This is a genomic window from Streptomyces arenae, assembly GCF_022343545.1.
GTDB classification, from domain to species: Bacteria; Actinomycetota; Actinomycetes; order Streptomycetales; family Streptomycetaceae; genus Streptomyces; species Streptomyces humi.
Genome location: NZ_JAKQYH010000022.1, coordinates 1 through 24,338 on the forward strand (window position 1 = coordinate 1; position 24,338 = coordinate 24,338).

The window sequence follows — 24,338 nt, forward strand, 5'->3', positions numbered from 1 at the left end:
GACGTGTGCCCCGAACTTCCGATCCGCCTCCAGCGCGAACAGCGCGGCGGCGAGGACGGGGAAGGCGAGCAGGACCAGGACGGCGGTCAGCAGCACGTTCCACACGAAGATCGGCATGCGGAACATGGTCATGCCCGGCGCACGCATGCAGATGATCGTGGTGATGAAGTTGACCGCACCGAGGATGGTGCCGAAGCCGGAGAAGGCCAGACCCATGATCCACATGTCGGCGCCCAGACCCGGCGAGCGGACCGCGTCCGACAGCGGGGAGTAGGCGAACCAGCCGAAGTCGGCCGCGCCCTGCGGCGTGAGGAAGCCGCCTACGGCGATGGTGGAGCCGAACAGGTAGAGCCAGTAGGCGAACATGTTCAGCCGCGGGAAGGCGACGTCCGGCGCGCCGATCTGGAGCGGCATGATCCAGTTCGTGAAGCCGGCGAACAGCGGCGTCGCGAACATCAGCAGCATGATCGTGCCGTGCATCGTGAACGCCTGGTTGAACTGCTCGTTCGACATGATCTGCAGACCGGGGCGAGCGAGCTCGGCGCGCATGAGCAGCGCCATCACTCCACCGATCAGGAAGAACGCGAACGACGTGACCAGATACAGCGTTCCGATGGTCTTGTGGTCGGTGGTGGTGAGCCACTTGATGACCACGTTGCCGGGCTGCTTGCGCCTGACCGGCAGCTCATCTGCGTAAGAGCCTTCAGCTGCCGCGGCACCCTGGGGTTCGTTGAGGATGCTCACAGGTTGTTCGTCTCCCGGTTCTTCTCGTGGCTCGTCTGCGCGATGCCGGCGGGAATGTAACCGGTCTGCCCCTTCTTCGCGAGGTCCTTGAGGTGCTGCTGGTAGCGCTCGGGAGAGACGACCTTCACGTTGAACAGCATCCGGGAGTGGTCGACGCCGCAGAGCTCGGCGCACTTGCCGAGGAAGGTGCCCTCCTGGTTCGGAGTCACCTGGAACGCGTTGGTGTGCCCCGGGATGACGTCCATCTTCATCAGGAACGGCACCACCCAGAAGGAGTGGATGACGTCACGCGAGGTGAGGACGAAGCGGACGGTCTCGCCCTTGGGGAGCCAGAGCGTCGGGCCGGGGTTGCCGGTCTGCGGGTTCTTCGTGCCCGGCGTACCGACGTCGTAGACACCGCCGGCGTTGGCCGGGAAGGCGTTCTTGAACCGGTCCGGAATGGCGCTCAGGTTCGCGTCGGTCTTCGCGTCGCCGGAGACACCGTCGACGGGCGTGATGTAGTTGAAGCCCCAGCTCCACTGGAAGCCGACCACGTTGACCGTGACGTCGGGCTTCTTGTCGGTGAGACTGAGGAGCTTCGTCTCGTCCCGCGCGGTGAAGTAGAACAGCACCGAGACGATGATGAGCGGGACCACCGTGTACAGCGCCTCGATCGGCATGTTGTACCGGGTCTGCGCCGGGACCTCGATCTTGGTGCGGCTGCGCCGGTGGAAGATGGCGCTCCAGATGATCAGACCCCACACCAGTACGCCCACGGCGAGCGCGGCGGCCCAGGAGCCCTGCCACAGGGAGAGGATCCGCGGAGCCTCTTCCGTGGTCGGGGTGGGCATACCAAGGCGGGGGAAGTCCTTGTATGTGCAACCGGTGGCGGTCGCAAGGACCAGGCCCGCGGTCATTGCCTGCAGCAGCTTCCGCCGCATCGGGCGCCGCGGCGAGCGGTCGGAGCCGTTGGGACTCACGTAGCGCCTTCCCGAGAGTCTCGCCCGGCGGTTCGGCTGCGGCCTTCTCGCTGGTCGGTCGCCGCCCTGCGTCGGGCAGGGGTTTGGATGTTTATGCGGACCAAACCCTAGCCGACGCCCTTCGGGGGTTCGCGGGGAGGGGGGCATACGCGTCGCCTGTCACTCGGTTGGGGTGGGAATGGGCGCCCAATAGCTCGGGTTGTCGCGGTTTGCGTTGCGGGTGCGGATGCGTGGGGGCTGATCGCGCAGTTCCTCGCGCCCCCTGCGTCAGCTGTCCTGAGGACGTTTTAACGTTGCCCTGTGTCCTACTTTGACGCCGCGTCCGCCGCTCCTCTTCATCCCGTCGCCCGACAGGCGCTGTTGGCCGCTCTGGACGACGGGTGGGCGGATCCCTCCCGGCTCTACCGTGAGGGGCGGAAGGCGCGGATGCTGCTGGACGCCGCGCGGGAGGCGGCCGCCGAGGCCGTCGGCTGTCGGGCGGACGAGCTGACTTTCACCTCTTCCGGTACGCGCGCCGTCCACACGGGCGTCGCCGGGGCGTTGGCCGGGCGGCGCCGGACGGGACGTCACCTGATCGTGTCAGCCGTCGAACACTCCTCTGTACTCCATTCGGCCGAACTGCTCGAGGCGGAGGGCGGGGCGGTGACCCGGGTGCCGGTGCGCCGGACGGGAGCCGTGGACGCCGGGTCCTACGAGGCCGCGCTGCGCCCCGACACCGCGCTCGCGTGCCTCCAGTCGGCCAACCACGAGGTGGGCACCGTGCAGCCGGTCGCGGAGGTCGCCGAGGTGTGCCGGGCGGCCGGGGTGCCGTTGCTGGTGGACGCGGCGCAGTCGCTGGGGTGGGAACGGGTGGCGGGCGACTGGTCGTTGCTGACGGCGAGTGCGCACAAGTGGGGTGGGCCGTCCGGGGTCGGGCTGCTGGTGGTGCGCAAGGGGGTGCGGTTCGCCGCCCAAGGGGCCTCGGACGAGCGGGAGTCGGGGCGGGCGGCCGGCTTCGAGAACCTTCCGGCGATCGTCGCGGCGGCCGCGTCGCTGCGGGCCGTGCGGTCGGAGGCCGAGCGGGAGTCCGTACGGCTGCGGGAGCTGACGGCGCGGATCCGGGCGCGGGTGGCGGAGTCGGTGCCGGACGTGGAGGTGGTGGGTGACGCGGAGCGGCGGCTGCCCGGGATCGTCACCTTCTCCTGTCTCTATGTCGACGGGGAGACACTGCTGCACGAGCTGGACCGCGAGGGCTTCTCGGTGTCCTCGGGGTCGTCCTGCACGAGCAGCACGCTGACGCCGAGCCATGTGCTCAAGGCGATGGGCGTGCTGAGCGAGGGGAACGTACGGGTGTCCCTGCCGGCGGGCGCGGCCGAGGCCGACGTGGACCGCTTCCTGGAGGTGCTGCCGGGGGCGGTGGCCGGGGTGCGGGAGAAGCTGGGGGCGCCGGTGCCGGTGGCGGCCGTGCAGGAGGACGTCCTCGTCGTGGACGCCCTGGGCAAGCGGTGCCCGATCCCCGTCATCGAACTGGCGAAGGTCATCGGCACCGTGCCGGTGGGCGGCAGGGTGCGGATCCTGTCCGACGACGAGGCGGCCCGGCTGGACATCCCGGCGTGGTGCGAGATGCGGGGCCAGGAGTACGAGGGCGAGCAAGCGGCGGAAAAAGGAACGGCCTACTTGGTCCGCCGGGTCACCTGAGCGCCCCCTTGGGGGCGCGGGGAACTGCGCGACCAGCCCCCACGCACCCGCACCAGGAACTCAGACCAGGTAACCCCGGACCTCGTCGGCGGCTTCCTCCCCGTACGCCTTCGTGAACCGCTCCATGAAGTGCCCGCGCCGCAGCTGGTACTCCTGCGTGCCCACGGTCTCGATGACGAGCGTCGCCAGCATGCAGCCCACCTGGGCCGCCCGCTCCAGCGAGACCCCCCAGGCGAGCCCGGACAGGAACCCGGCACGGAACGCGTCACCGACGCCCGTCGGGTCGGCCTTGCGCTCCTCGTCGGGGCAGCCGACCTCGATGGCCTCCTCGCCCGCCCGCTCGATCCGCACCCCGCGCGCGCCGAGCGTGGTGACCCGGTGGCCGACCTTCCCGAGGATCTCCTCGTCGGTCCACCCGGTCTTCGTCTCGATCAGCCCCTTCTCGTACTCGTTGGAGAAGAGGTAGGTCGCGCCGTCCAGCAGGGTCCGGATCTCGTCGCCGTCCATCCGGGCGATCTGCTGGGAGAAGTCGGCGGCGAACGGGATCGCGCGGGTGCGGCACTCCTCCGTGTGGCGGAGCATGCCCTCCGGGTCGTCCGCACCGATGAGGACCAGGTCCAGGCCGCCCACCCGGTCGGCGACGGTCTTCAGCTCGATGAGCCGGGCCTCGCTCATGGCGCCCGTGTAGAAGGAGCCGATCTGGTTGTGGTCGGCGTCGGTCGTGCACACGAAACGCGCGGTGTGCAGGGTCTCGGAGATACGGACGGACTCCGTGTCGACGCCGTGCCGGTCGAGCCAGGACCGGTAGTCGTCGAAGTCGAAGCCCGCGGCGCCGACCAGGACCGGCCGGGTGCCGAGCTGTCCCATGCCGAACGCGATGTTCGCGCCGACACCGCCTCGGCGCACGTCCAGGTTGTCGACCAGGAAGGACAGCGAGACCGTGTGCAACTGGTCCGCGACCAACTGGTCCGCGAAGCGGCCGGGGAAGGTCATGAGGTGGTCGGTGGCGATGGAGCCGGTGACTGCGATGCGCACGGCTGAGTCTCTCCTGAGGAGTAAGAAGGGGCGCGCGACAGCGCTCGTTGGAAGGGCGGTGGCGGGCGACGGGCGGGCGTATTTGACAGTTAACGCTACCGGGTCCGCCTGGGCGGGCTGAAGGTGCCAAAACTACCCGATAGTAGATCTTTCTTCGCATGCCCTGCCGTGCGTACGGTGCCGTCATGACGAACCTCAAGGTCCACGCCCCCGCTCCGGCCGACCTCGAAGGCGACTTGGCGTCGCTGCGCGGGGACTGCGCCCGGATGGCCCCGCACTGGGCGGTTCCCGATCACGGCGACGCCCGGCCGGTGCCGCCGTCGCTCATCCACGGGGTGACCGTGCCGAAGAAGTCCGCCAGGCTGCTGGACGCGATGTCCGAGTACGGGGACTAGACCCTGTCGGCCTAGCCGCGCTCCGCCGGGTTCCGCCCGGCGCGTTCGCAGGGAACCGCGCGCTCCCCTCCCGCGTCCCATCGCCGTCCCCCGTGAAGGGGAGGCGGGATACGACACGGCGAGGAGCGATGCGGTGAAGAGCGAGCGACCCGAGAACGACGAGGACGCGGGCGCGGGCGACGCCGGACAGCCCCCCGAGGCCGCCCAGGAGACCCCGGAGTCACCGGAGGCCGACGGAGCCACCGCGCACCCCACCGGCGACGCCGAGCCGGAGCCCGCCGAGGACGCCGAGAGCGCCGAGACGGAACCCGCCCAGGACGCCGAGGTGAAGCCCGGCCAGGACGCCGAGGCGGAGACCCCGGTACCGGACGAGCCGTCGGAACCCGCGGAGCCGTTGGAGCCCGCCGCACCTGCCGCTCCTGCTGCGGCAGCCGACGTGCCCGAGACAGCCGACGTGCCCGCGGCAGCCGGCGTGCCCGCGGCAGCCGACGTGGCCGAGGCAGCCGCTTCCGCACAGGTGGTCGACGTCTCCGAGGCGGCCGGGGACTCCGGGGAGCCCGAGGGTGAGCGGGGCGGGCGGCGGCGGTCGTCCGGGCTTGTCGTCGTCTCCGTGGCCGCCGCCGTGCTTCTGGTCGGCGGGGGCGGCGCCTATCTCGTGTCGGGCGGCTCCGGTGCCGGTGCCGGCTCCTCCGCCGGCGCCACTCCCCCGCCGCTCGCCCTGGACGGCCACTCCTCCGGCGGCAACGGCATCGCCCCCGGCGAGCCCGACCCGTACGGCGTCACCTACCGGGCGAGCGGCACGCTGCCCGGCGGTCCCGGCTCGGCCGCCGTGTACCAGCCCTCCGGCGCGGTCTCCAAGGACCGGGTGGCCGCGCTGGCGAAGGCCCTCGGCATCACCGGGGCCCCGGTCGCCGAGGGCCAGGTGTGGAAGGTCGGCACCGACCACGACGGCTCCGGCGGCAGCCTCCAGGTGAACAGGGCCGCCCCGGGCATCTGGACGTACAGCCACTACGCTCCCGGCACCGACGACTGCGCGTCCACCGTGACCTGCGTGAAGGACCCGGCGGCGCCCGCCGATGAGCCGGTGGGCGAGGCCGCGGCGCGGAAGGCCGCCGCCCCGGTGCTGAAGGCGCTCGGCGAGGACGACGCGAAGCTGGACACCAGCCAGGTCATGGGTGCGCAGCGGGTGGTGAACGCCGATCCGGTGGTCGGCGGACTGCCCACGTACGGCTGGACGACCGGGCTGACCGTCGGCGCGCGGGGCGAGCTGGTCGGCGGCAACGGCATGCTGGCGACGCCGGCCAAGGGCGACACGTATCCGGTGCTGGGCGCCGCGCGGACGCTGGCCCTGATGAACGCGGCGCCGGGCACCGGGCACCGGATGGGCATCGGCGGCTGCACCAGTTCCGTACCGCAGAAGGACCGGCTGGAGCAGCCGTGCGCCGCGTCGACGCCGTCCGCCGCGCGGTCCGCGGCCCCGGCCGTGGTCGAGAAGGCGGTGTTCGGGCTGGCCGCGCAGTCGGTGGCCGGCCGGCAGGCGCTGGTGCCGTCCTGGCTGTTCCAGGTGCGCGGCTCGGGATCGGCGGACGCCTACACGGTCAGCTATCCGGCGGTGGACCCGAAGTACCTGGCGTCCGCGTCGACGCCCGCCGCGCCGTCGGGGAGTGCCAGTGCCGCACCGAAGGACGTGAAGGTCGACGGCTACACGACCGACGACCGCGAACTGGTCGTGGCGTTCACGGGCGGGGTGTGCGCCGACTACAAGGTCACCGCGGACGAGGGCTCGGAGCAGGTCGTGGTGAAGGTGACGGCGACCCCCTGGCCGGACAAGGTCTGCGTGATGATCGCCAAGCAGTACCACCAGGCGGTGCGTCTCGACGCGCCGCTGGACGGCCGCAAGGTCGTCGGCACGGACGGCAGGGCGGTCCCGAAGGAGCGGGCGGCGGCCCTGAACCCGCAGGTGGGCTGAGGACGCCCGAGGGCGGCGGCCCCGGTGACCCGGGACCGCCGCCCTCGGCTGCCTGTGTGCCGGCTCAGCCTCAGCTGAAGGAGTCGCCGCAGGCGCAGGAGCCCGTCGCGTTCGGGTTGTCGATCGTGAAGCCCTGCTTCTCGATGGTGTCGACGAAGTCGATCGACGCGCCGCCCAGGTACGGGGCGCTCATGCGGTCGGTGACGACCTTGACGCCGTCGAAGTCCTTGACGACGTCACCGTCGAGGGAACGCTCGTCGAAGAAGAGCTGGTAGCGCAGGCCGGAGCAGCCACCGGGCTGGACGGCGACACGCAGGGCGAGGTCGTCGCGCCCTTCCTGGTCGAGCAGGGCCTTCACCTTGGCCGCGGCGGCGTCGCTCAGGATGATGCCGTCGGTGGCGGTGCTGGTCTCGTCCGATACGGACATCTACATCTCTCCCGGGTTGTACGGAGACTGCTTGCCGACGAGTGCAACCGGCGGGTCCGCTGATTCATTCCGGGCCGGCGTTCGCGTTCTCGCGTTTTCTCTGTCTCTTCATGCTCGCACATACCCGGCGCCGGGATTGATGTCACATCGACGCAATGGCCATCGTCAAAGTGACGTGAAGCAGTTATGATAGATAACGTCAGAACGACGAAAAGTAGAAAGGGTGCGTGTCGTGACCACCGCCCAGATTCCGGAGCTCGACGTACAGCCGAGCCCGCTCGCCCTGCTGCTGCTCGGCCGGGAGGCCGACCCGAGGAGCGAGCGGGGTGTCGAGTGTCCCGGCGACCTGCCCTCGCCGTCCGACCCGGACCTGGTCGCGCGCGCCCGCGCGGCCAAGGAGAAGCTCGGCGACAAGGTCTTCGTGCTCGGCCACCACTACCAGCGCGACGAGGTCATCCAGTTCGCCGACGTCACGGGCGACTCCTTCAAGCTGGCCCGGGACGCGGCCGCCCGCCCGGAGGCCGAGTACATCGTGTTCTGCGGTGTGCACTTCATGGCCGAGTCGGCCGACATCCTGACCTCGGACGACCAGAAGGTGGTTCTGCCGGACCTGGCGGCGGGCTGCTCGATGGCGGACATGGCCACCGCCGAGCAGGTCGCCGAGTGCTGGGACGTGCTGACCGAGGCCGGCATAGCCGAGCAGGTCGTGCCCGTCTCGTACATGAACTCGTCCGCGGACATCAAGGCGTTCACCGGCAAGCACGGTGGCACGATCTGCACCTCGTCGAACGCGCAGCGGGCCCTGGAGTGGGCCTTCGAGCAGGGGGAGCCCTCGGCAGTCAAGGTGCTGTTCCTGCCCGACCAGCACCTGGGCCGCAACACCGCCGTCCGGGACATGGGCATGTCCCTGGAGGACTGTGTCCTCTACAACCCGCACAAGCCGAACGGCGGCCTGACCGCCGACGAGCTGCGGAACGCCAAGATGATCCTGTGGCGCGGCCACTGCTCGGTGCACGGCCGTTTCAGCCTGGACTCCGTCAACGACGTGCGCGAGCGGATCCCGGGCGTCAACGTCCTCGTCCACCCCGAGTGCCGGCACGAGGTCGTGGCGGCGGCGGACCACGTCGGCTCGACCGAGTACATCATCAAGGCCCTGGAGGCGGCGCCGGCCGGCTCCAAGTGGGCGATCGGCACCGAGCTCAACCTGGTCCGCCGCCTCGCGAACCGCTTCGCGCCGGAGGGCAAGGAGATCGTCTTCCTCGACAAGACGGTCTGCTTCTGCTCGACCATGAACCGCATCGACCTCCCCCACCTCGTGTGGACCCTGGAGTCGCTGGCCGAGGGCAACCTGGTCAACCGGATCGAGGTCGACCAGGAGACGGAGGCGTTCGCCAAGCTGGCGTTGGAGCGGATGCTGGCGCTGCCGTAGCCGCGTTCCCGGGTGTCACCCCGAGCCGGACTTCCGCTCGGGGTGCGCCGGGTCGAGGCTGAAGAGGGTGCCGTTGGGGGTCATGACGATCACCGTGCCTCCGTAGAGGAGCGCCTTGGGATCGGACGCGTCACCCGTCGAGGCCGTGTCGACGCGCGGGGCGGTCTCCCAGAGGAGGGCGCCCTTGCGGGTGTCCACGGCTGCCACCCGGCCGCTGGGACTGGCCAGGTAGAGGGTGTGGGTGCGGGCGTCGTACGTCGGGGAACCGGAGTTCTCCACGCTGGTACGGGTGTGCCAGAGTTCCTTGCCGGTCAGCGGGGACACCGCCGCCACCTCGCCGTTCGCCCCCGTGATCCACAGGGTGTCCGAGGCGAGCGTCACCGAGCCCTGGTACGACTTGGCGAGCTTCGTCGTCGTCCGGCCTCCGGTCGTCGGGTCCGTCAGGAGGATCCTGGTGAACGTGGAGTCCTGCAAGGACGTCGAGCCGCTCTCCTTGTCGGCCAGGACCAGGGCCGGATGGCCGTCGACGACGCCGAGGAAGCCGCTCTCGAAGGGGATCTGCCGACGCACGACCGTCCTTCCGTCGGCGAGGTCCACCTGGAGGAGCGAGGAGTACTCGGCGTCCTGCTCGGTGGGGAAGCACTGCGCGTACAGGTCGGTCCCGGCCGGCAGGAGCGTGCAGTAGGTGCGGGCCGGCAGTGTCATGGACCAGCTCGCCCGGCCCGTGCGCGGGGAGCGGGCCGTCACCGTCCGGCCGTCGCTCTCGGCGGTGAGCACCAGGCCGCCGGCCATGACCAGCTCGACGTTCTCGTCGTCGACCTTGCGGATCCACCGCTGCGCGCTGTTCGCCGCGTCGAGGGCGACGATGTACGTCGGGTTGTTCTCGGCGCCTTCCTCGGTGATGGTCTCCCGGACGAGGACCGTGCCGTCGTGCACTCCGAGGACCCAGGAGTCGTACCGGCTGGAGTCGCTGCCCGGCGGCGCGAGCGCGGCGCGCCAGACCGTCCTGCCGGTCCGGCCGTCCAGCCGTACCGGCAGGACGCCGTGGCCTCCGCAGTAGACGCTGTCGCCCTGGCTCAGGCAGTCCGACTGGCCTTCCGCCGCCGTGCCCAGCGCCTTGGCCTCGCCCTTGTCCGCCGGTTTGTACACCGTCGTCTGCCAGGGCCGCCAGCCGGCGGGCGGCGCGGTCCAGCGGGAGGCCGAGGAGGAGCTCAGCGCCCGGGAGCCGTCCGGGAAACCCGGTCCGAACCGGATGTACCACAGCAGCCCCAGGGCCAGCGCGCCCACCGTGCCGAGCGCCGCCCAGAGGGTACGGCGGCCCCTGCCCCGGGTCCGGCGGGCCGAGCCGGTACCGGTCGTCCGGCCGGGGCCGGCCCCCGGGCCGGGCGTCGCGTGGGCTGACGCGGTATCGGCGTCGAGCGGCCGGCCCGACGGCAGCCGCAGGGTCATCGTCTCCGGTTCGCCGGGGTCCGGCTCGGGCAGGGCCGCCGCGAACTCCCGGGCGAGGTCGTCGAGTCGGGGCCGGGCGGCGGGGTCCTTGGCCAGGCAGCGCTCCAGGACCGCGCGCAGCGGGCCGGTCACGCCGTCCAGCACGGGTTCGTTGTGGACCACCCGGTAGCCGGTCAGGTAGGGGCTGTCGGCGTCGAAGGGGCCGCGTCCGGTGACGCAGTAGACCAGCAGCGCGCCGAGCGAGAAGACGTCGGAGGCGGGGCCGACCGTCCGCGCGTCGGTGAACTGCTCCGGGGACATGAACGGCGGGGTGCCGACCATCTGCCCGGTCTCGGTGAGGGTGTTGTGGTTCTCGGCCGCGCGGGAGATGCCGAAGTCGATGACGCGCGGGCCGTCCCCGGCCATCAGGACGTTGGCCGGCTTCAGGTCGCGGTGCACCATCCCGGCCCGGTGGATCTCCCGCAGTGCCTCCACCAGGCCGAGGGCCAGCGGGCGCAACTCGGTGACGCGGAGGGCGCCGTGCGCGCGGATGCGGGCGGCGAGGGACTGGCCGGGTACGTACTGGGTCGCCATCCAGGGCGCCGCCGCGTCCGGGTCGGCGTCCAGGACGGGGGCGGTGAAGGCGCCGCTGACCCGGCGGGCGGCCTCGATCTCCTGCCGGAACCGGGCGCGGAAGACGGGGTCCTCGGCGTACTGCGCGTGCACCACCTTGACGGCGACCTCACGCCCGGACCGCGACCGCCCCCGGTAGACGATGCCCATGCCGCCAGCCCCCAGCCGGTCGACCAGCCGGTAGCCGCCCAGGGACCGTGGATCGTCCTTGTGCAGCGGCATACGCCGACTCCCTTTCCCCGCTGGCCAGTTCGCGGCGCCAGCATACGGAACCCCGATACCGGCCGACCGCACGCCGACACCGCGACCCACGACCGAACCCCGACACACACGACCAACTACCGCACACCGACGGCGAGCCGGTGGGCCGGGAGCCGCACACCGGTGGCCGGGCCGGGGGCCGGGCCGGGGGCCGAAGGCCGGGGGTGGCGTGTGGTTGTGGGGTTGGGGGGCTTGGGTGGTGGGGGGAGGCGCGGGTGGCCGGTTCCCGGGGTGGGAACCGGCCGTCCTACGTCGGTGGCGTCACACGGTCGCGGGTTCCGGCTGCTCGGCCGCCGGGGCGGAACCCTCGGGCGGCCGGCCCTTCTTCGCCGCCCGCTTCCTGGCGCGGCGCTCCTTGCGGAGTTCGAGCATCGCGTACAGCGTCGGCACGAGAAGGAGGGTCAGCAGGGTCGAGCTGATCAGACCGCCGATCACCACCACGGCCAGCGGCTGGGCGATGAAGCCGCCCTCGCCGGTGACCCCGAGCGCCATCGGGAGCAGGGCGAAGATGGTCGCCAGGGCCGTCATGAGGATGGGCCGCAGACGGTGGCGGCCGCCCTCGATCACGGCCTCGACGACGCCGTACCCCTGGCTCCGGTACTGGTTGACGAGGTCGATCAGCACGATCGCGTTGGTCACCACGATGCCGATCAGCATCAGCATGCCGATCATCGCGGGCACGCCCATCGGGGTGCCGGTGACGACCAGCAGACCGAGCGCGCCGGTCGCCGCGAACGGGATCGACACCAGCAGGATCAGCGGCTGGACCAGCGAACGGAAGGTCGCGACCAGCAGCATGAAGACGATCGCGATCGCCGCCAGCATCGCCAGGCCCAGGTTCTTGAACGCGCTGTCCTGGTCCGAGGTGACCCCGCCGATGGAGGCCGTCGCGCCCGCCGGGAGCTTCAACGCCTTTATCTTCGCCTGGAGTTGGGTGCTGACCGCGCCGGTGTTGTCACCGGTGGGCTTCGCCGTGACGGTCGCGGCACGCCGGCCGTCGATCCGGGTCAGCGACACCGGCCCGGCCACCAGCTTCACCGTGGCGATGTCGCCCAGCTTCACCGGACCCAGCCGGAGCGCGCGCAGCTGCGCCAGGGTCTCGGCCGGCTTCGCCGACTTCACGACGACGTCCCGCTCGGTGTCGTCGAGGGTGGCCTTGGCGGCCGTGGTGCCCTTGACCGCCTGGCTGACGGCGGCGCCCAGCGTCTGGTCGTCGAAACCGGCCGCGGCGGCCTTGGAGTTGGCCTTCACCGAGATGCGCGGCACGCTCTGGGAGAGGTCGCTGGTGACGTCGGTGACGTCGTCCAGCTTCGCGACCGCGGCCCGTACCTGCTCGGAGGCCTTGCGCAGGACGGCCCCGTCGGCCGCCTTCACGACGACGCTCAGGTCCTGGCTGCCGAAGCCGTCACCGGCCGAGACGGTGGTGGTGCCGATCCCGGAGAGCTTGTGCAGACCGTCCTCGATGGCGTTCTGCACCCTGTCGTACGACTTCGCGTCGTCCAGCATCACCGAGTACGAGGCCTGGTTGGTGTCGGTGCCGCCGCCGAAGGCCGCCATGAAGCCGGAGGAGCCGACGGTGACCTGGTAGTCCTTCACCCCGTCGACGGAGGCGAGCAGCTTCTCGACCTTCTTCGCCTGCGCGTCGGTCGCGGCCAGGCCGGTGCCGGGCTTCAGCTCCTGCTTGACGGTGAGGACCTCCTGGTCGCCCTGGTCGAAGAAGTTGGTCTTCAGCAGCCCGGACATGCCGAACGTGAGGACCAGTACGACCACCGCGATCAGCACGCTGGTGAGGCGGCGCCGGGTCGCGAAACGCAGCACCGGCACGTACGCCCGCTGGAGGCGGCTGTTCGCCTCCTTCTCCTCGGCCCTGCGGCGGGCCTCCCGCGCGTCCTCGGGGGTGCCCTTGGGGGCGCGCAGGAACCAGTACGACAGGACGGGGACGACCGTCAGCGAGACCAGCAGGGAGGCGAGCAGCGCCGCCGTCACCGTGATGCTGAACGAGCCGAACAGAGCGCCCACCATGCCGCCGACCAGGCCGATCGGCAGGAAGACGGCGACCGTGGTGAGCGTGGACGAGGTGACCGCGCCGGCCACCTCGCGGACCGCGCCGAGGATGGCGGCCTGCCGCTCCTCGCCGTAGCCGAGGTGGCGCTTGATGTTCTCCAGGACCACGATCGAGTCGTCGACGACCCGGCCGATGGCGATGGTGAGCGCGCCGAGGGTGAGCATGTTGAGGGACAGGCCCCGGCTCCACAGCACGATCAGCGCGAGGACGACGGAGAGCGGGATGGACACCGCCGTCACGAGGGTCGAGCGGACCGAGGCCAGGAAGACCAGGATGACCAGGACCGCGAAGAGCAGGCCGAGGGCGCCCTCGGTGGTCAGGCCCTTGATGGACTTGGAGACCGCCGGGCCCTGGTCGCTGACGACGGTGACGGTGGCGCCGGAGCCGAGGTCCTGACGGAGCTTCGGCAGCCTATCCTTGACCGCGTTCGAGATGGAGACCGCGCTGCCGTCGTGGTCCATGGTGACGTTCACGGCGAGGCTGGGGCGGCCGTCGGTGCGGGTGATGGAGTCGGCCGGGGCCTCCTGCTCCTTCACCGCGGCCACGTCGCCGAGGCGCACCGGCTTCTTGACGCCCTGCCCGGTGACCATCAGGTCCCTGATCTGTGCCAGCGAGGTGAGGCCGCCGCCCACCTGGACGGTGCGGTTGGCGCCGTCCTCGGCGAAGGAACCGGCCGCGACGGTCGCGCCGGCCGCCTGGAGCGACTGGGCGAGGGCGGCGGGGGTGAGCCCGGCCTTCGCGAGCTTCGCGTCGTCGGGGGTGACGGTCACCTGGACGTCCCGGACGCCCGTGACCTGGACGCGGCCGACGCCGTCGATGTTCTTCAGGTCCGGGACGACCGTCGTGTCCAGCCGGTCGGCGAGGGCCTGCTGGTCCTCGCCGGAGGTGACGGCGAGGACCACGGTCGGCATGTCGTCGGTGGAACCGGAGATGACCTGCGGGTCGACGGAGTCCGGGAGCTGGGCGCGGTTGACGGCCAGCTGCACGTCGGCCACCAGCTGCTTGGTGTCGCTGCCGTAGTCGAAGGACGCCATGATCACGGCGTTGCCCTCGCTCGCGGTGGAGGTGACGCCGGTGACGCCGTCGACGCCTTCGAGGTTGTTCTCGATCGGCTCGACGATCTGCTTCTCGACGACGTCCGGTGCCGCGCCCTGGTAGGGGGCGATCACCGACACCATGGGCAGGGAGATGGTGGGCAGCAGCTGCTGCTTGATCTGGGGGACGGCGATCGCCCCGAAGGCGAGCGCGATCAGTGACATGAGGCCTATCAGGGCCCGCTGCGCGAGGCTGAATCTGGACAGCCAGGACATGGGTCGGGGTCTCTTTCCGGTGAGCTGCTGTGAGCTGCTGTGAGCGGCGGACAAGCTGCCGTGAGCGACACAGGGGGCGCCTGTGAGCGCCCACCCCACCACCCTCACCCATGTCCGGGCCCGGTCACGTAGGTCCTGGGTGCCGTTCGCTTATCCGGCTCCTACTCCGCCCGCAGTACACCCGGGTGGAGATCACTCCATCCTCGGACGGACCAGCCCCGACTCGTACGCGATCACCACGAGCTGCGCCCGGTCCCGCGCGCCCAGCTTGGCCATGGCCCGGTTGACGTGCGTCTTCACGGTCAGCGGGCTGACCTCCAGGCGCTCCGCGATCTCGTCGTTGGAGTGCCCGCCGGCGACCTGGACGAGGACCTCGCGCTCCCGCCCGGTGAGGGCGTCGAGGCGGCGGGCGCGGGCCGGGTCACGGCCGTCGTCGCCCGCGTCGCCCTGGGCGAGGAAGCGGGCGATCAGGCCCTTGGTGGCCGTCGGGGACAGCAGCGCCTCGCCGCCGGCGGCGATCCGGATGGCGCTGAGCAGTTCCTCGGGTTCGCTGCCCTTGCCGAGGAAGCCGGAGGCGCCCGCGCGCAGCGCCTGGACCACGTAGTCGTCGACCTCGAACGTGGTCAGGATGACCACCCGGACCTGGGCGAGCGAGGGGTCGGCGCTGATCAGCCGGGTGGCGGCGAGGCCGTCGGTGCCCGGCATCCGGATGTCCATCAGGACGACGTCGGCCTGCCGCTCCCGGGTCAGCCGGACCGCCTCGGCGCCGTCGGAGGCCTCGCCGACCACCTCCATGTCGGGCTCGGAGTCGACGAGGACGCGGAACGCGCTGCGCAGCAGTGCCTGGTCGTCGGCGAGCAGGACACGGATCGTCATACGGAATCCCCCAGAGCTCCCGTACGGCTGTTCGTCCGGGCGTTTGTGTCGGCCTTGACCGGCAGGATCGCATGGACGCGGAAACCGCCGCCGTAGCGGGGACCGGTGGTGAGGGTGCCGCGCAGGGCGGTGACCCGCTCGCGCATGCCGAGCAGCCCGTGGCCGCCGCCGGCCTCGGGAAGGCTGTCCTCGCCGGAGCCGTCGTCGAGGACGGTGACCTCGATGTGCGGGCCGACGCGTACGACGCTGACCTCGGCCCTGGCGTCCGGGCCCGCGTGCTTCCGCACGTTGGTCAGGGCCTCCTGGACGATCCGGTAGGCGGCCAGGTCGACGGCGGCCGGCACCGTGGTGCCCTGGTCGGCGCGGGCGACCTCGACCTGGAGTCCCGCGTTGCGGAAGGTGTCGGCGAGTTCTTCGAGGGCGTGCAGGCCGGGGGCGGGCTCGGTGGGCGCCTCGGGGTCGCCGGACTGGCGGAGCAGGCCGACGGTGGCACGCAGTTCGTTGAGCGCGGAGCGGCTGGCCTCACGGACGTGGGCGAGGGCTTCCTTGGCCTGGTCGGGCCGTTTGTCCATGACGTGCGCGGCCACGCCCGCCTGCACGTTGACCAGGGCGATGTGGTGGGCGACGACGTCGTGGAGGTCGCGGGCGATCCGCAGGCGTTCCTCGGCGACCCGGCGGCGGGCCTCCTCCTCGCGGGTGCGCTCGGCGCGTTCGGCGCGTTCGCGGATGGCCTGGACGACGGCGCGTCTGCTGCGCACGGCGTCGCCCGCGGTGGCGCCGATCCCGGTCCAGGCGAAGATCGCGAGGTTCTCCTGGGCGTACCACGGCAGCGGGCCCGCGGCCATCGCGGCGGTCGTCAGCACGATCATGGTGAGCAGGCCGGCCCGCAGGGTGGTGCGGCGGTCGGTGGTGGCGGCGACGGTGAACAGGGCGACCACGGCCGCCATCGCGACGGGCGCCCGGGGGTCGCCGGTGACGCACTCGACGACGGCGGCGGCTCCGGTGACGGCCAGGACCGTCTTGGGGGCGTGCCTGCGGAACACCAGGGCCGCCGCGGCGAGCGTCATCAGGACCAGGCTGAGCGGGTCGGGGGTCCGCACGCCCCACCGCACGCCGTGCGCGCCGTGCGGAACGACGAAGGAGCCGGCGACCATGCACACGAGGACGCCGGCGGCGACGGCGGCGTCCCACGCGAGGGGGTGGGCGTCCGCGCTGCAACGGGCCCGGTCGAAGGTGCTCACGGTCTGAACGGTACGTCGGGTTCTTCCGGGCCGGAACCGCCTGCCCGGCCCGTCGCGGGGGCGGCCGTCCGGCCCGCGGGCGTCAGCCCGGGATCAGGCCGTCGTCCCTGAGCAGGGCGCGGACCTCTTCCAGGGTCGCGTCCGGGGACGGGAGGATCAGGTCCGAGGGCTCCAGGGCGTCGGCCGGGAGCGGTTCGCCCAGTTCTCGGACCCGGTCCAGGAGGGCGCCCAGGGTGCGGCGGAAGGCTGCCTCGTCACCGGACTCCGTCTCCGCGAGGAGTTCGTCGTCCAGCTCGTTCAGTGCGGCGAGGTGGCTGTCGGCCAGTCTCACCTGGCCCTCCCCCATGATCCTCACGACCATGTCGGCCATGTCGCCCTCCAGGCGTCGGCTACTGCTTGTCGAAGCGCGGGGTGTCCTGCGGCTGCTGCGACTGCTGCCCCTGGCCGGTGCCGCCCTCGATCGCCTGCTGGGGCGAACCGCCGGCGAGCTCGGCCTTCATGCGCTGCAGTTCCAGCTCTACATCCGTACCACCGGAGAGCCGGTCCAGCTCGGCCGCGATGTCGTCCTTGGCCATGCCGGTCGGGTCGTCGAGCGCCCCGGAGGCGAGCAGTTCGTCGATGGCGCCGGCGCGGGCCTGGAGCTGCTGCGTCTTGTCCTCGGCGCGCTGGATGGCCAGGCCGACGTCGCCCATCTCCTCGGAGATGCCGGAGAAGGCCTCGCCGATGCGGGTCTGGGCCTGGGCGGCGGTGTAGGTGGCCTTGATGGTCTCCTTCTTCGTGCGGAAGGCGTCCACCTTGGCCTGGAGGCGCTGCGCCGCGAGGGTGAGCTTCTCCTCCTCGCCCTGGAGGGTGGCGTGCTGGGTCTCCAGGTCGGTCACCTGCTGCTGGAGGGCGGCGCGCCGGGACAGCGCCTCGCGGGCGAGGTCCTCACGGCCGAGCGCGAGCGCCTTGCGGCCCTGGTCCTCCAGCTTGGAGGACTGCTGCTGGAGCTGGTTCAGCTGGAGTTCGAGGCGCTTGCGGGAGGTGGCGACGTCGGCCACGCCACGGCGCACCTTCTGAAGCAGTTCGAGCTGCTTCTGGTACGAGTAGTCGAGGGTCTCGCGCGGGTCCTCGGCCCTGTCCAGGGCCTTGTTCGCCTTCGCGCGGAAGATCATCCCCATACGCTTCATGACACCGCTCATGGGCTTCGCGCGCCCCCTTCTGACGGACTCCAGCTCACCGATCCTGCGACAGAACCCACAGTACGGGCCCTGCGTCCATTACCGCACTGTTCGGGGACCGATGCGCTCATCCCCAAGGACGACTGCGGTCGGGTCCGCTCCGGCACAGGTAGGAGAGTGCCCCCGGAGTGAACCGTCTGCAACGTCCCCTCTGTCCCCCGTCTGTCCCTCATGGAGACGACTGGCGTTGCGGGATCGTTCCCCACCGCACTAGGGCCCACACCCCGGCACCCCGTACCCTTGGGTTTTGTGTTCCGTAGCCGTGCCAAGGACGAGAAGGCCCCCGCCGACAAGGCGCTGACCGACTCCAAGCAGACCCGTCACCCGCAGGCCCCCAAGGGCCGGCCCACGCCCAAGCGCAGTGAGGCCCAGACCCAGCGCCGCAGCGTGGCCAACACGCCGACGACGCGCAAGGACGCCGCGAAGCGTCAGCGCGACGAGCGGCGCACCGCCATGGAGCGGCAGCGCCAGGCGCTGGCCACCGGCGACGAGCGGTACCTGCCGGCCCGTGACAAGGGCCCGGTCCGCAAGTTCGCCCGTGACTGGGTCGACTCGCGCTTCAACGTGGCGGAGTTCTTCCTGCCGCTGGCCGTGGTCATCCTGGTCATGAGCGTGATCAACAACGCGGCGATCAAGAACATCGCGCTGTTGCTGTGGCTGATCGTGATCGTGCTGATCGTGCTCGACGCGGCCGTCAGCGGCTTCCGGCTGCGGAGCCGGCTGGCCGAGCGCTTCCCGGACCAGAACCGGAAGGGCGCCGTCGCCTACGCCCTGATGCGCTCCCTCCAGATGCGCCGGCTCCGGCTGCCCAAGCCGCAGGTCAAGCGCGGAGAGCGGCCCTGAGCGCAGAGCCTTTCTCCGGGGGCGCGGCGCGGGCCTGGCTGGACCGGCTGGGCGGGCTGCGTGACGTCGTACGACAGGAGCTGGTGGCCCGGCAGCTCGACGAGCAGATAGCCGGGCGGTTCCCGGTCGGGCAGCGACTGCGGGTGCTCGACGTCGGGATGGGCCAGGGCACGCAGGCGCTGCGGCTGGCCCGGGCCGGTCACCAGGTGACGGGCGTGGAGCAGGAACCGTCGATGATCACGGCCGCGCGCGAGGCGCTGGCCGGTGAGCCGGAGGGGATCCGCGAGCGGGTGCGGATCGTCCACGGGGACGGGCGGGACACCGGGGTCCACTTCCTGCCGGGCAGCTTCGACGTGGTGCTCTGCCACGGCGTGCTGATGTACGTCGAGGAACCGGACGCGCTGCTGGCCGGCCTGGCGCGGATGCTGGCCCCGGGCGGGCTGCTGTCGCTGTTGGTGCGCAACGCCGACGCGCTCGCCATGCGCCCCGGTCTGGGCGGTGACTGGGCGGGCGCGCTCGCCGCGTTCGACTCCGTCTCGTACCTCAACCGGCTGGGTCTGGCCGTACGGGCCGACCGGCTGGTCACGCTGACGGCCGCCCTCGCCGGGATCGGCGCTCCGCTGCACTCCTGGTACGGGGTGCGGGTGTTCACGGACACGGCCCCGGACGGCGCCGAACTCCCCGCCGACGTGGAGACCCTGCTGGCGGCGGAGGAGCGGGCCGGGCGGACGGACCCCTACCGGTCGGTCGCGGCGCTGCTGCACCTGTGCGGGGTGCGCGGCTGACCCTGCCCGTTCGGGCGAGCAGCGCGCGCCGGGCACCGGGCGCCGACGGGAGACTCGGTGCATGGACGTTTCCGCCGCCCGCCGCACCCTCCGTACGGCCGCCGTGCTCGGCAGCTGCTGTCTCGCCCTCGCCTCCGGGTGCTCCGGCTTCGGGGGCGGCCCGGCCGAGGAGGCCCCGGCCGCCCGGGCCGGCCGGGTGACGGGCGTACCCCTGGCGGCGACCGACCTGCAGAACCAGTACCAGAAGGTGATCAAGAACGTCCTGCCGTCGGTGGTGCAGATCCAGGCCAGCAGCGATCTCGGCTCGGGCGTGGTCTACGACGGCAACGGACACATCGTCACCAACGCGCACGTCGTCGGGAACGAGAAGAAGTTCAGGGTGACGACGGCCAACAACGAGGAACCGCTCACCGCGACGCTCGTCTACTCCTATCCCGAGCAGGATCTGGCGGTCATCAGGCTCGACAAGATCCCGGACGGACTGCGGGCTGCCGTCTTCGGGGAGACCGAGAAGGTCCAGGTCGGACAGATCACGCTCGCCATGGGGTCGCCGCTGGGACTGTCGTCCAGCGTGACCGAGGGCATCGTCTCGGCGACCGGACGGACCGTCAGCGAGAACCCCTCGGGCGGCCCCGGCGCCACGATCCCCAACATGGTGCAGACCTCGGCCGCCATCAACCCGGGCAACAGCGGCGGTGCCCTGGTCGACCTCGACGGCCGGGTCATCGGCATCCCGACGCTCGCCGCGACCGACCCGGACCTGGGCGGCAGCACGGCGCCGGGGATCGGGTTCGCCATCCCCGGGTCGATGGTGAAGACGGTCGCCGACCAGATCATCAGGCAGGGCAAGGTCACGGACTCGGGGCGGGCCGCGCTCGGCATCACCGGGCGCACGGTCGTCGACGTGAACTACCAGCCGGCCGGGGTGGCCGTGGTGACCGTGAAACCGGGGGACGCCGCCGACAAGGCCGGGATCCGGCCCGGGGACATCATCACCAAGGTGGGCGCCGACGACATCACCACCATCACCTCACTGGCCGAATCGCTCGCGTCGGACCGGCCGGGACAGAAGACGAAGGTGACGTTCAGCCGGGACGGCATCGAGCGGACGGTGGATGTGACGCTGGGCGAGCAGTGACTTTCACGCCGGTGGGGGCGGCCGGCCGCGGCCGCCCCCACCGGCGTTCGCGGACGTGTCCTAGGCCTCGTCCGCGTGCAGGCTCATCGGGCCGTAGATCTCGGTGGCGTCCTCGTAGAGCCGCACCTGGTCGGCGCCGCCGGCGAGCAGCTCCTTCCACTGTTCGCCGATCCAGGACTCGGCGTCGCCCTGGGTGGTGAACTCCTCGGGCTCCACCGCGGGCTGGACCTCCGTCCCGTCGGCCTTCTCGAACCGCCACGTCCATGCCGCCATGTAGGCCTCCTTTGATCCAACTGGTGCATCGTATAAGGGCGCCGGGAAAAACTCCGCTGGTTGTGGGGCATGTGCAAGCCCGGTAGGGGCCGCTCGCGCAGTTCCCCGCGCCCCTTCGGGGCACGGTTCACGGGGCGCCCGCTCAAGCAAGAACCGCTGGGACGGGTGAGAATCGGGCCGTGGAAGTGACTTTGCTCGGTACCGGTGGGCCTGCGGGGCTGCCCCGGCCCGGTTGTTCCTGCGCGGTCTGCGCGTGTGCCGTCGGGGTGGACGCGCGGGCCGCCACCGCCGCGCTGGTGGACGGGACGCTGCTGCTCGATCTGACGCCCGGCGCGGCGTTCGCGGCGGCGCGGGCCGGCCGGTCCCTCGGGAGCGTCCGGCAGGTGCTGCTCTCGCATCCGCACGACGGGCCCGCCGTCGAGGTGCCGGCCGGGCTGCCGCAGCCGGCCCGGGTGCCGGACGGCCGTGAGCTGGCGCTGCTGACGGGGCATCGGGTGCGGGCGGTGGCGATGGACGCGGGCGGCACCGGGTACGCGGTGACCGGGCCCGACGGGCAGCGGCTGCTCTACCTGCCGCCGGGCGGGGCGCCGGCCGGGCTGGAGAACGGGAGCGCGGAGTCGTACGACCTGGTGCTCCTGGACGTGGTGGGGCGGCCGGACGCGCTGGCGCGGCTGCGGGCGGTCGGTTCGGTGGCGGCGACCACGGATGTCGTCGCCGTCCACCTCGACCACGACGTGCCGCCCGGTGCCGAGTTGCGGCGCCGGCTGGCGGCGGCCGGGGCGCGGGCCGTGCCCGACGGGACGACGTTGACGGTCGGCGTGTACGAGGACGTGCCCGACGTGCCCCGCCGGACGCTGGTGCTGGGCGGGGCGCGGTCAGGCAAGTCAGTGGAGGCCGAGCGGCGGCTGGAGTCCTTCCCGGACGTGCTGTACGTCGCCACCGGCGGTACCCGGGGCGGGGACACCGAGTGGGCGGCGCGGGTGGCCGCGCACCGGGAGCGGCGGCCGGGGTCGTGGCGGACGACGGAGACCTGCGACCTGGTGCCGTTGCTGACGCAGGACGGACCGCCGTTGCTGGTGGACTGTCTGTCGCTGTGGCTGACGGACGCGATGGACGCCGTGGGGGCGTGGGACGACACGGAGTGGGCGTCGGGCGGCGAGAAGTCCCTGCGGGAGCGGGTACGGGAGCTGACGGGGGCGGTACGGGCGACCCGGCGGACGGTGGTGGCCGTGTCGAACGAGGTGGGGTCGGGGATCGTGCCGGCCACGGCGTCGGGCCGGCGCTACCGCGACGAACTGGGCCGTCTGAACGCCGCGTTCGCGAGCGAGTGCGAGCAGGTGGTGCTGGTGGTGGCGGGGCAGGCGCTGGTGCTGAGGTGAGCGGGGGTCCGCTCACCTCCCCTGCCCTTTGCGGGCGATGATCCGGTATCCGTTGGAGAACGGCGTCCGGCGCAGCAGCGGGGCCACGGCGTGGTCGGCGGCCCGCGCCACCGCGACCAGCGGGGCGGCCGCCGGCAGCCACCGTTTCGGCAGCATCCGGCCGAGGGCCAGCGCGAGCGCCGCGGAGAGGTCGCACGGCAGGTGCGGTGCCCGCCGGTCGGTCCGCAGGATCTCGCACCCCTGCGCCTCCAGTTCCGCCCGCAGGTTGGCGGGCGGCAGCAGGTGCAGATGGCGGGGCTGGCCGTACGGGATCCACCACTTGCCGAGGAGTCTGGCGGGCGCGCTGCGCGGGTTCGGGATCTCGATGAGCAGGTGTCCGCCGGGACGCAGCACGGTGAGCGCGGCGCGGAGTTCGGCCCGCGGGTCGGGCGCGTGCTCCAGGTGCCGGAACATGCTGACGACGTCGTAGCGGGCGCGCAGCCGGGCCAGCAGTCCGGGCGAGGTCAGGTGGCCGCAGTGGGCCTCCTCAACGCGTCCCTCGCTCTGGGCGGTCAGCACCCGCACGGTCGGGTCCAGCCCGTCGAAGGAGGTGTACGGCAGCAGTTCCCGGGCGGTGTCCGGGAAGTGGGCGTGGCCCGTGCCGACGTCCAGCCAGCTCTCCGGCTCCAGCGGCGCCGGCAGCGCGCGGACCGCGGCGCGGTGCCGGCGGCGGCCCGCGCGGGTCGCCAGGAAGCGGTCGGTGTAGTCCTCCAGGCGGCCCGCGTAGTAGTCCTGGTGGTAGAGGGCGAACCCGGCCGCGGACAGCCGGGGGTTCTGGAAGGCGTGGGCGCAGTCACGGCACTCGTCGACGGTGAACGTGCCGGGCCGGTGGTGGAGGAGGTCGGGTGCGCGCAGCCGGGTGCGCAGGCGTCTGGAGCCGCACCAGGGGCAGTCCTCGCGGCGCGGTTCGTGGAACCGGTCGGGGCCCGGGGCGAGTTCGGGCGTGGGCGGCATGGGCGGCTCCCTGTGCTCCCTGAACGCAATCCACTGCAAAACGGAACGTATGGGATACCGATCTTGCCTGCAAAGCCGCCGTGCGGGTGTGCTGCCGATCTGGCGCCGAACCGTCGCTTCCGTGCCGGTACTGTTCGGCGAATGAGCTCGCTTAATCTCGACGACTTCACCGATCTGATCGAGCGCCCCGACGGCGGTGTACGCCGGGACGCCGAGGCGCGCCGGGAGCGGCTGGTCGTGCCGCCCGGGTCGCTGGGCCGCCTCGACGACCTGGGTGAGTGGCTGGCCGCGGCGCAGGGTTCCGTACCGGTACGGCCGGTGGAACGGCCGCGGGTCCTGCTCTTCGCCGGTGACCACGGCGTCGCCGAACTCGGGGTCTCCGCGCGGCCCGCGGGCAGCGCGGAGCTGCTGGTCCGGGCGATCCTGGAGGGGGCCAGCCCGGTGTCGGTGCTGGCCCGGCGGCTCGGGGTGCCCGTACGGATCATCGACATGGCGCTGGACTGCGATCCGGACGTGCTGCCGAAGGAGGTCGTACGGCACCGGGTACGGCGGGGCAGCGGCCGTATCGACATCGAGGACGCGCTGACGGCGGAGGAGGCCGAGGCGGCCTTCCTCGCGGGGGTCGCGCTGGCCGACGAGGAGGCCGACTCGGGGACCGATCTGGTGGTGCTCGGGGACGTCAGCGTCGGCGGCACGACGGCGGCGGCCGTCCTCGTCGCGGCGCTGTGCGGGACGGACGCGTCCGTGGTCACCGGGCGGGGCGGGCTCGCCATCGACGACCTGGCGTGGATGCGCAAGTGCGCGGCGATCCGGGACGCGTTGCGGCGGGCGCGGCCGGTGCTCGGGGACCAGTTGCAGCTGCTGGCGACCGTCGGCGGGGCGGACCTGGCGGCGATGACCGGATTCCTGTTGCAGGCGGCGGTGCGGAAGCTGCCGGTGGTGCTGGACGGGGTCGTGACGGCCGCGTGTGCGCTGGTCGCGCAGCGGATCGCGTTCCGGGCGCCGGACTGGTGGCTGGCGGGGCACGGCAGCGGGGAGCCGGGGCAGGCGAAGGCGCTGGACCGGATGGCCCTGGAACCGCTGCTGGAGCAGGGCGTGACGGTGGGCGAGGGCGCGGGCGCCCTGCTGGCCCTCCCCCTGGTCCAGTCGGCCGCCGCCCTGGCCGCAGAACTCCCCGAGAAGCCGGAGGACGGGGAGAAGCCGGAGGAGTAGGGCACCATCGCGGCGGAGAGAAGGAGCCGGTGCCGCGGCCGCGCTG

At 72.1% G+C, this 24,338-nt stretch carries 21 protein-coding genes; 9 read left to right on the plus strand and 12 right to left on the minus strand.

What is annotated here, in order from left to right; translation table 11 throughout:
* Both MB828_RS11800 and ctaC read right to left on the minus strand, forming a co-directional pair.
* Positions 1-744 (minus strand): cytochrome c oxidase subunit I (locus tag MB828_RS11800; protein ID WP_301648116.1); only part of this gene is annotated, 744 nt, incomplete at its 3' end.
* A complete protein-coding gene (ctaC, locus tag MB828_RS11805) occupies positions 741-1,703 on the minus strand; it encodes an aa3-type cytochrome oxidase subunit II (RefSeq protein ID WP_133029137.1) in 963 nt (320 codons plus the stop codon). The genes ctaC and MB828_RS11800, both read right to left, overlap by 4 nt.
* A gap of 300 nt (positions 1,704-2,003) precedes the next feature.
* Here ctaC and MB828_RS11810 point away from each other — a divergent pair, with 300 nt between their 5' ends.
* The gene (locus tag MB828_RS11810) at positions 2,004-3,380 is read left to right on the plus strand and encodes a cysteine desulfurase/sulfurtransferase TusA family protein (RefSeq protein ID WP_301648117.1); all 1,377 of its coding nucleotides are present in this window, start codon (positions 2,004-2,006) and stop codon (positions 3,378-3,380) included.
* Between the two features lie 60 nt (positions 3,381-3,440).
* Here MB828_RS11810 and MB828_RS11815 read toward each other — a convergent pair whose 3' ends face one another.
* Positions 3,441-4,415, minus strand: coding sequence for a carbohydrate kinase family protein (locus tag MB828_RS11815; RefSeq protein WP_133029135.1), 975 nt, complete (start codon positions 4,413-4,415; stop codon positions 3,441-3,443).
* Between the two features lie 185 nt (positions 4,416-4,600).
* On the opposite strand from MB828_RS11815, the gene MB828_RS11820 reads away from it, so the two are divergent.
* Positions 4,601-4,810, plus strand: a complete 210-nt coding sequence (locus tag MB828_RS11820; protein ID WP_046727394.1) for a hypothetical protein — start codon at positions 4,601-4,603, stop codon at positions 4,808-4,810.
* A 133-nt stretch (positions 4,811-4,943) separates the two neighbouring features.
* Positions 4,944-6,779, plus strand: coding sequence for a hypothetical protein (locus MB828_RS11825; protein WP_301648118.1), 1,836 nt, complete (start codon positions 4,944-4,946; stop codon positions 6,777-6,779).
* A 70-nt stretch (positions 6,780-6,849) separates the two neighbouring features.
* Here MB828_RS11825 and MB828_RS11830 read toward each other — a convergent pair whose 3' ends face one another.
* A complete protein-coding gene (locus tag MB828_RS11830; protein ID WP_046727393.1) occupies positions 6,850-7,206 on the minus strand; it encodes an iron-sulfur cluster assembly accessory protein in 357 nt (118 codons plus the stop codon).
* Positions 7,207-7,438: 232 nt separating this feature from the next.
* Here MB828_RS11830 and nadA point away from each other — a divergent pair, with 232 nt between their 5' ends.
* On the plus strand, positions 7,439-8,635 hold the full coding sequence (gene nadA / locus MB828_RS11835) for a quinolinate synthase NadA (RefSeq protein ID WP_301648119.1): 1,197 nt from the start codon (positions 7,439-7,441) through the stop codon (positions 8,633-8,635).
* Between the two features lie 15 nt (positions 8,636-8,650).
* On the opposite strand, the gene MB828_RS11840 is transcribed toward nadA, so the two are convergent.
* The 6 genes from MB828_RS11840 to MB828_RS11865 form a co-directional block, all read right to left on the minus strand.
* A complete protein-coding gene (locus tag MB828_RS11840) occupies positions 8,651-10,918 on the minus strand; it encodes a protein kinase domain-containing protein (protein WP_301648120.1) in 2,268 nt (755 codons plus the stop codon).
* A gap of 300 nt (positions 10,919-11,218) precedes the next feature.
* The gene (locus tag MB828_RS11845) at positions 11,219-14,332 is read right to left on the minus strand and encodes an efflux RND transporter permease subunit (protein ID WP_301648121.1); all 3,114 of its coding nucleotides are present in this window, start codon (positions 14,330-14,332) and stop codon (positions 11,219-11,221) included.
* Between the two features lie 192 nt (positions 14,333-14,524).
* Entirely contained in the window at positions 14,525-15,208 is a 684-nt protein-coding gene (locus MB828_RS11850; RefSeq protein WP_301648122.1) for a response regulator, read from the minus strand.
* On the minus strand, positions 15,205-16,449 hold the full coding sequence (locus MB828_RS11855; protein WP_133029128.1) for a sensor histidine kinase: 1,245 nt from the start codon (positions 16,447-16,449) through the stop codon (positions 15,205-15,207). The genes MB828_RS11850 and MB828_RS11855 overlap by 4 nt, the downstream gene beginning before the upstream one ends.
* An 82-nt stretch (positions 16,450-16,531) precedes the next feature.
* Positions 16,532-16,810, minus strand: a complete 279-nt coding sequence (gene pspAA, locus MB828_RS11860; protein ID WP_046727435.1) for a PspA-associated protein PspAA — start codon at positions 16,808-16,810, stop codon at positions 16,532-16,534.
* 28 nt (positions 16,811-16,838) lie between these two features.
* A complete protein-coding gene (locus MB828_RS11865) occupies positions 16,839-17,630 on the minus strand; it encodes a PspA/IM30 family protein (RefSeq protein WP_046727388.1) in 792 nt (263 codons plus the stop codon).
* Between the two features lie 210 nt (positions 17,631-17,840).
* On the opposite strand from MB828_RS11865, the gene MB828_RS11870 reads away from it, so the two are divergent.
* The 3 genes from MB828_RS11870 to MB828_RS11880 all read left to right on the plus strand — a co-directional run bounded on the left by MB828_RS11870 (position 17,841) and on the right by MB828_RS11880 (position 20,435).
* Entirely contained in the window at positions 17,841-18,512 is a 672-nt protein-coding gene (locus tag MB828_RS11870; protein ID WP_301648123.1) for a DUF3043 domain-containing protein, read from the plus strand.
* A gap of 83 nt (positions 18,513-18,595) precedes the next feature.
* Positions 18,596-19,297 (plus strand): class I SAM-dependent methyltransferase, encoded by a 702-nt coding sequence (locus MB828_RS11875; RefSeq protein ID WP_301648124.1) that lies wholly within the window; start codon positions 18,596-18,598, stop codon positions 19,295-19,297.
* Between the two features lie 61 nt (positions 19,298-19,358).
* Entirely contained in the window at positions 19,359-20,435 is a 1,077-nt protein-coding gene (locus MB828_RS11880) for a S1C family serine protease (protein WP_301648125.1), read from the plus strand.
* A gap of 60 nt (positions 20,436-20,495) precedes the next feature.
* Here the strand turns inward: MB828_RS11880 and MB828_RS11885 are convergent, their stop codons facing one another.
* Positions 20,496-20,708 (minus strand): hypothetical protein, encoded by a 213-nt coding sequence (locus MB828_RS11885; protein WP_046727384.1) that lies wholly within the window; start codon positions 20,706-20,708, stop codon positions 20,496-20,498.
* A gap of 179 nt (positions 20,709-20,887) precedes the next feature.
* Here MB828_RS11885 and MB828_RS11890 point away from each other — a divergent pair, with 179 nt between their 5' ends.
* Entirely contained in the window at positions 20,888-22,087 is a 1,200-nt protein-coding gene (locus MB828_RS11890) for a bifunctional adenosylcobinamide kinase/adenosylcobinamide-phosphate guanylyltransferase (protein ID WP_301648126.1), read from the plus strand.
* 12 nt (positions 22,088-22,099) lie between these two features.
* On the opposite strand, the gene MB828_RS11895 is transcribed toward MB828_RS11890, so the two are convergent.
* Positions 22,100-23,080, minus strand: coding sequence for a class I SAM-dependent methyltransferase (locus tag MB828_RS11895; protein WP_301648127.1), 981 nt, complete (start codon positions 23,078-23,080; stop codon positions 22,100-22,102).
* Positions 23,081-23,221: 141 nt separating this feature from the next.
* Between MB828_RS11895 and cobT the strand changes: the two genes are divergently transcribed.
* The gene (gene cobT, locus MB828_RS11900; protein WP_301648128.1) at positions 23,222-24,292 is read left to right on the plus strand and encodes a nicotinate-nucleotide--dimethylbenzimidazole phosphoribosyltransferase; all 1,071 of its coding nucleotides are present in this window, start codon (positions 23,222-23,224) and stop codon (positions 24,290-24,292) included.
* Positions 24,293-24,338 lie beyond the last annotated feature (46 nt).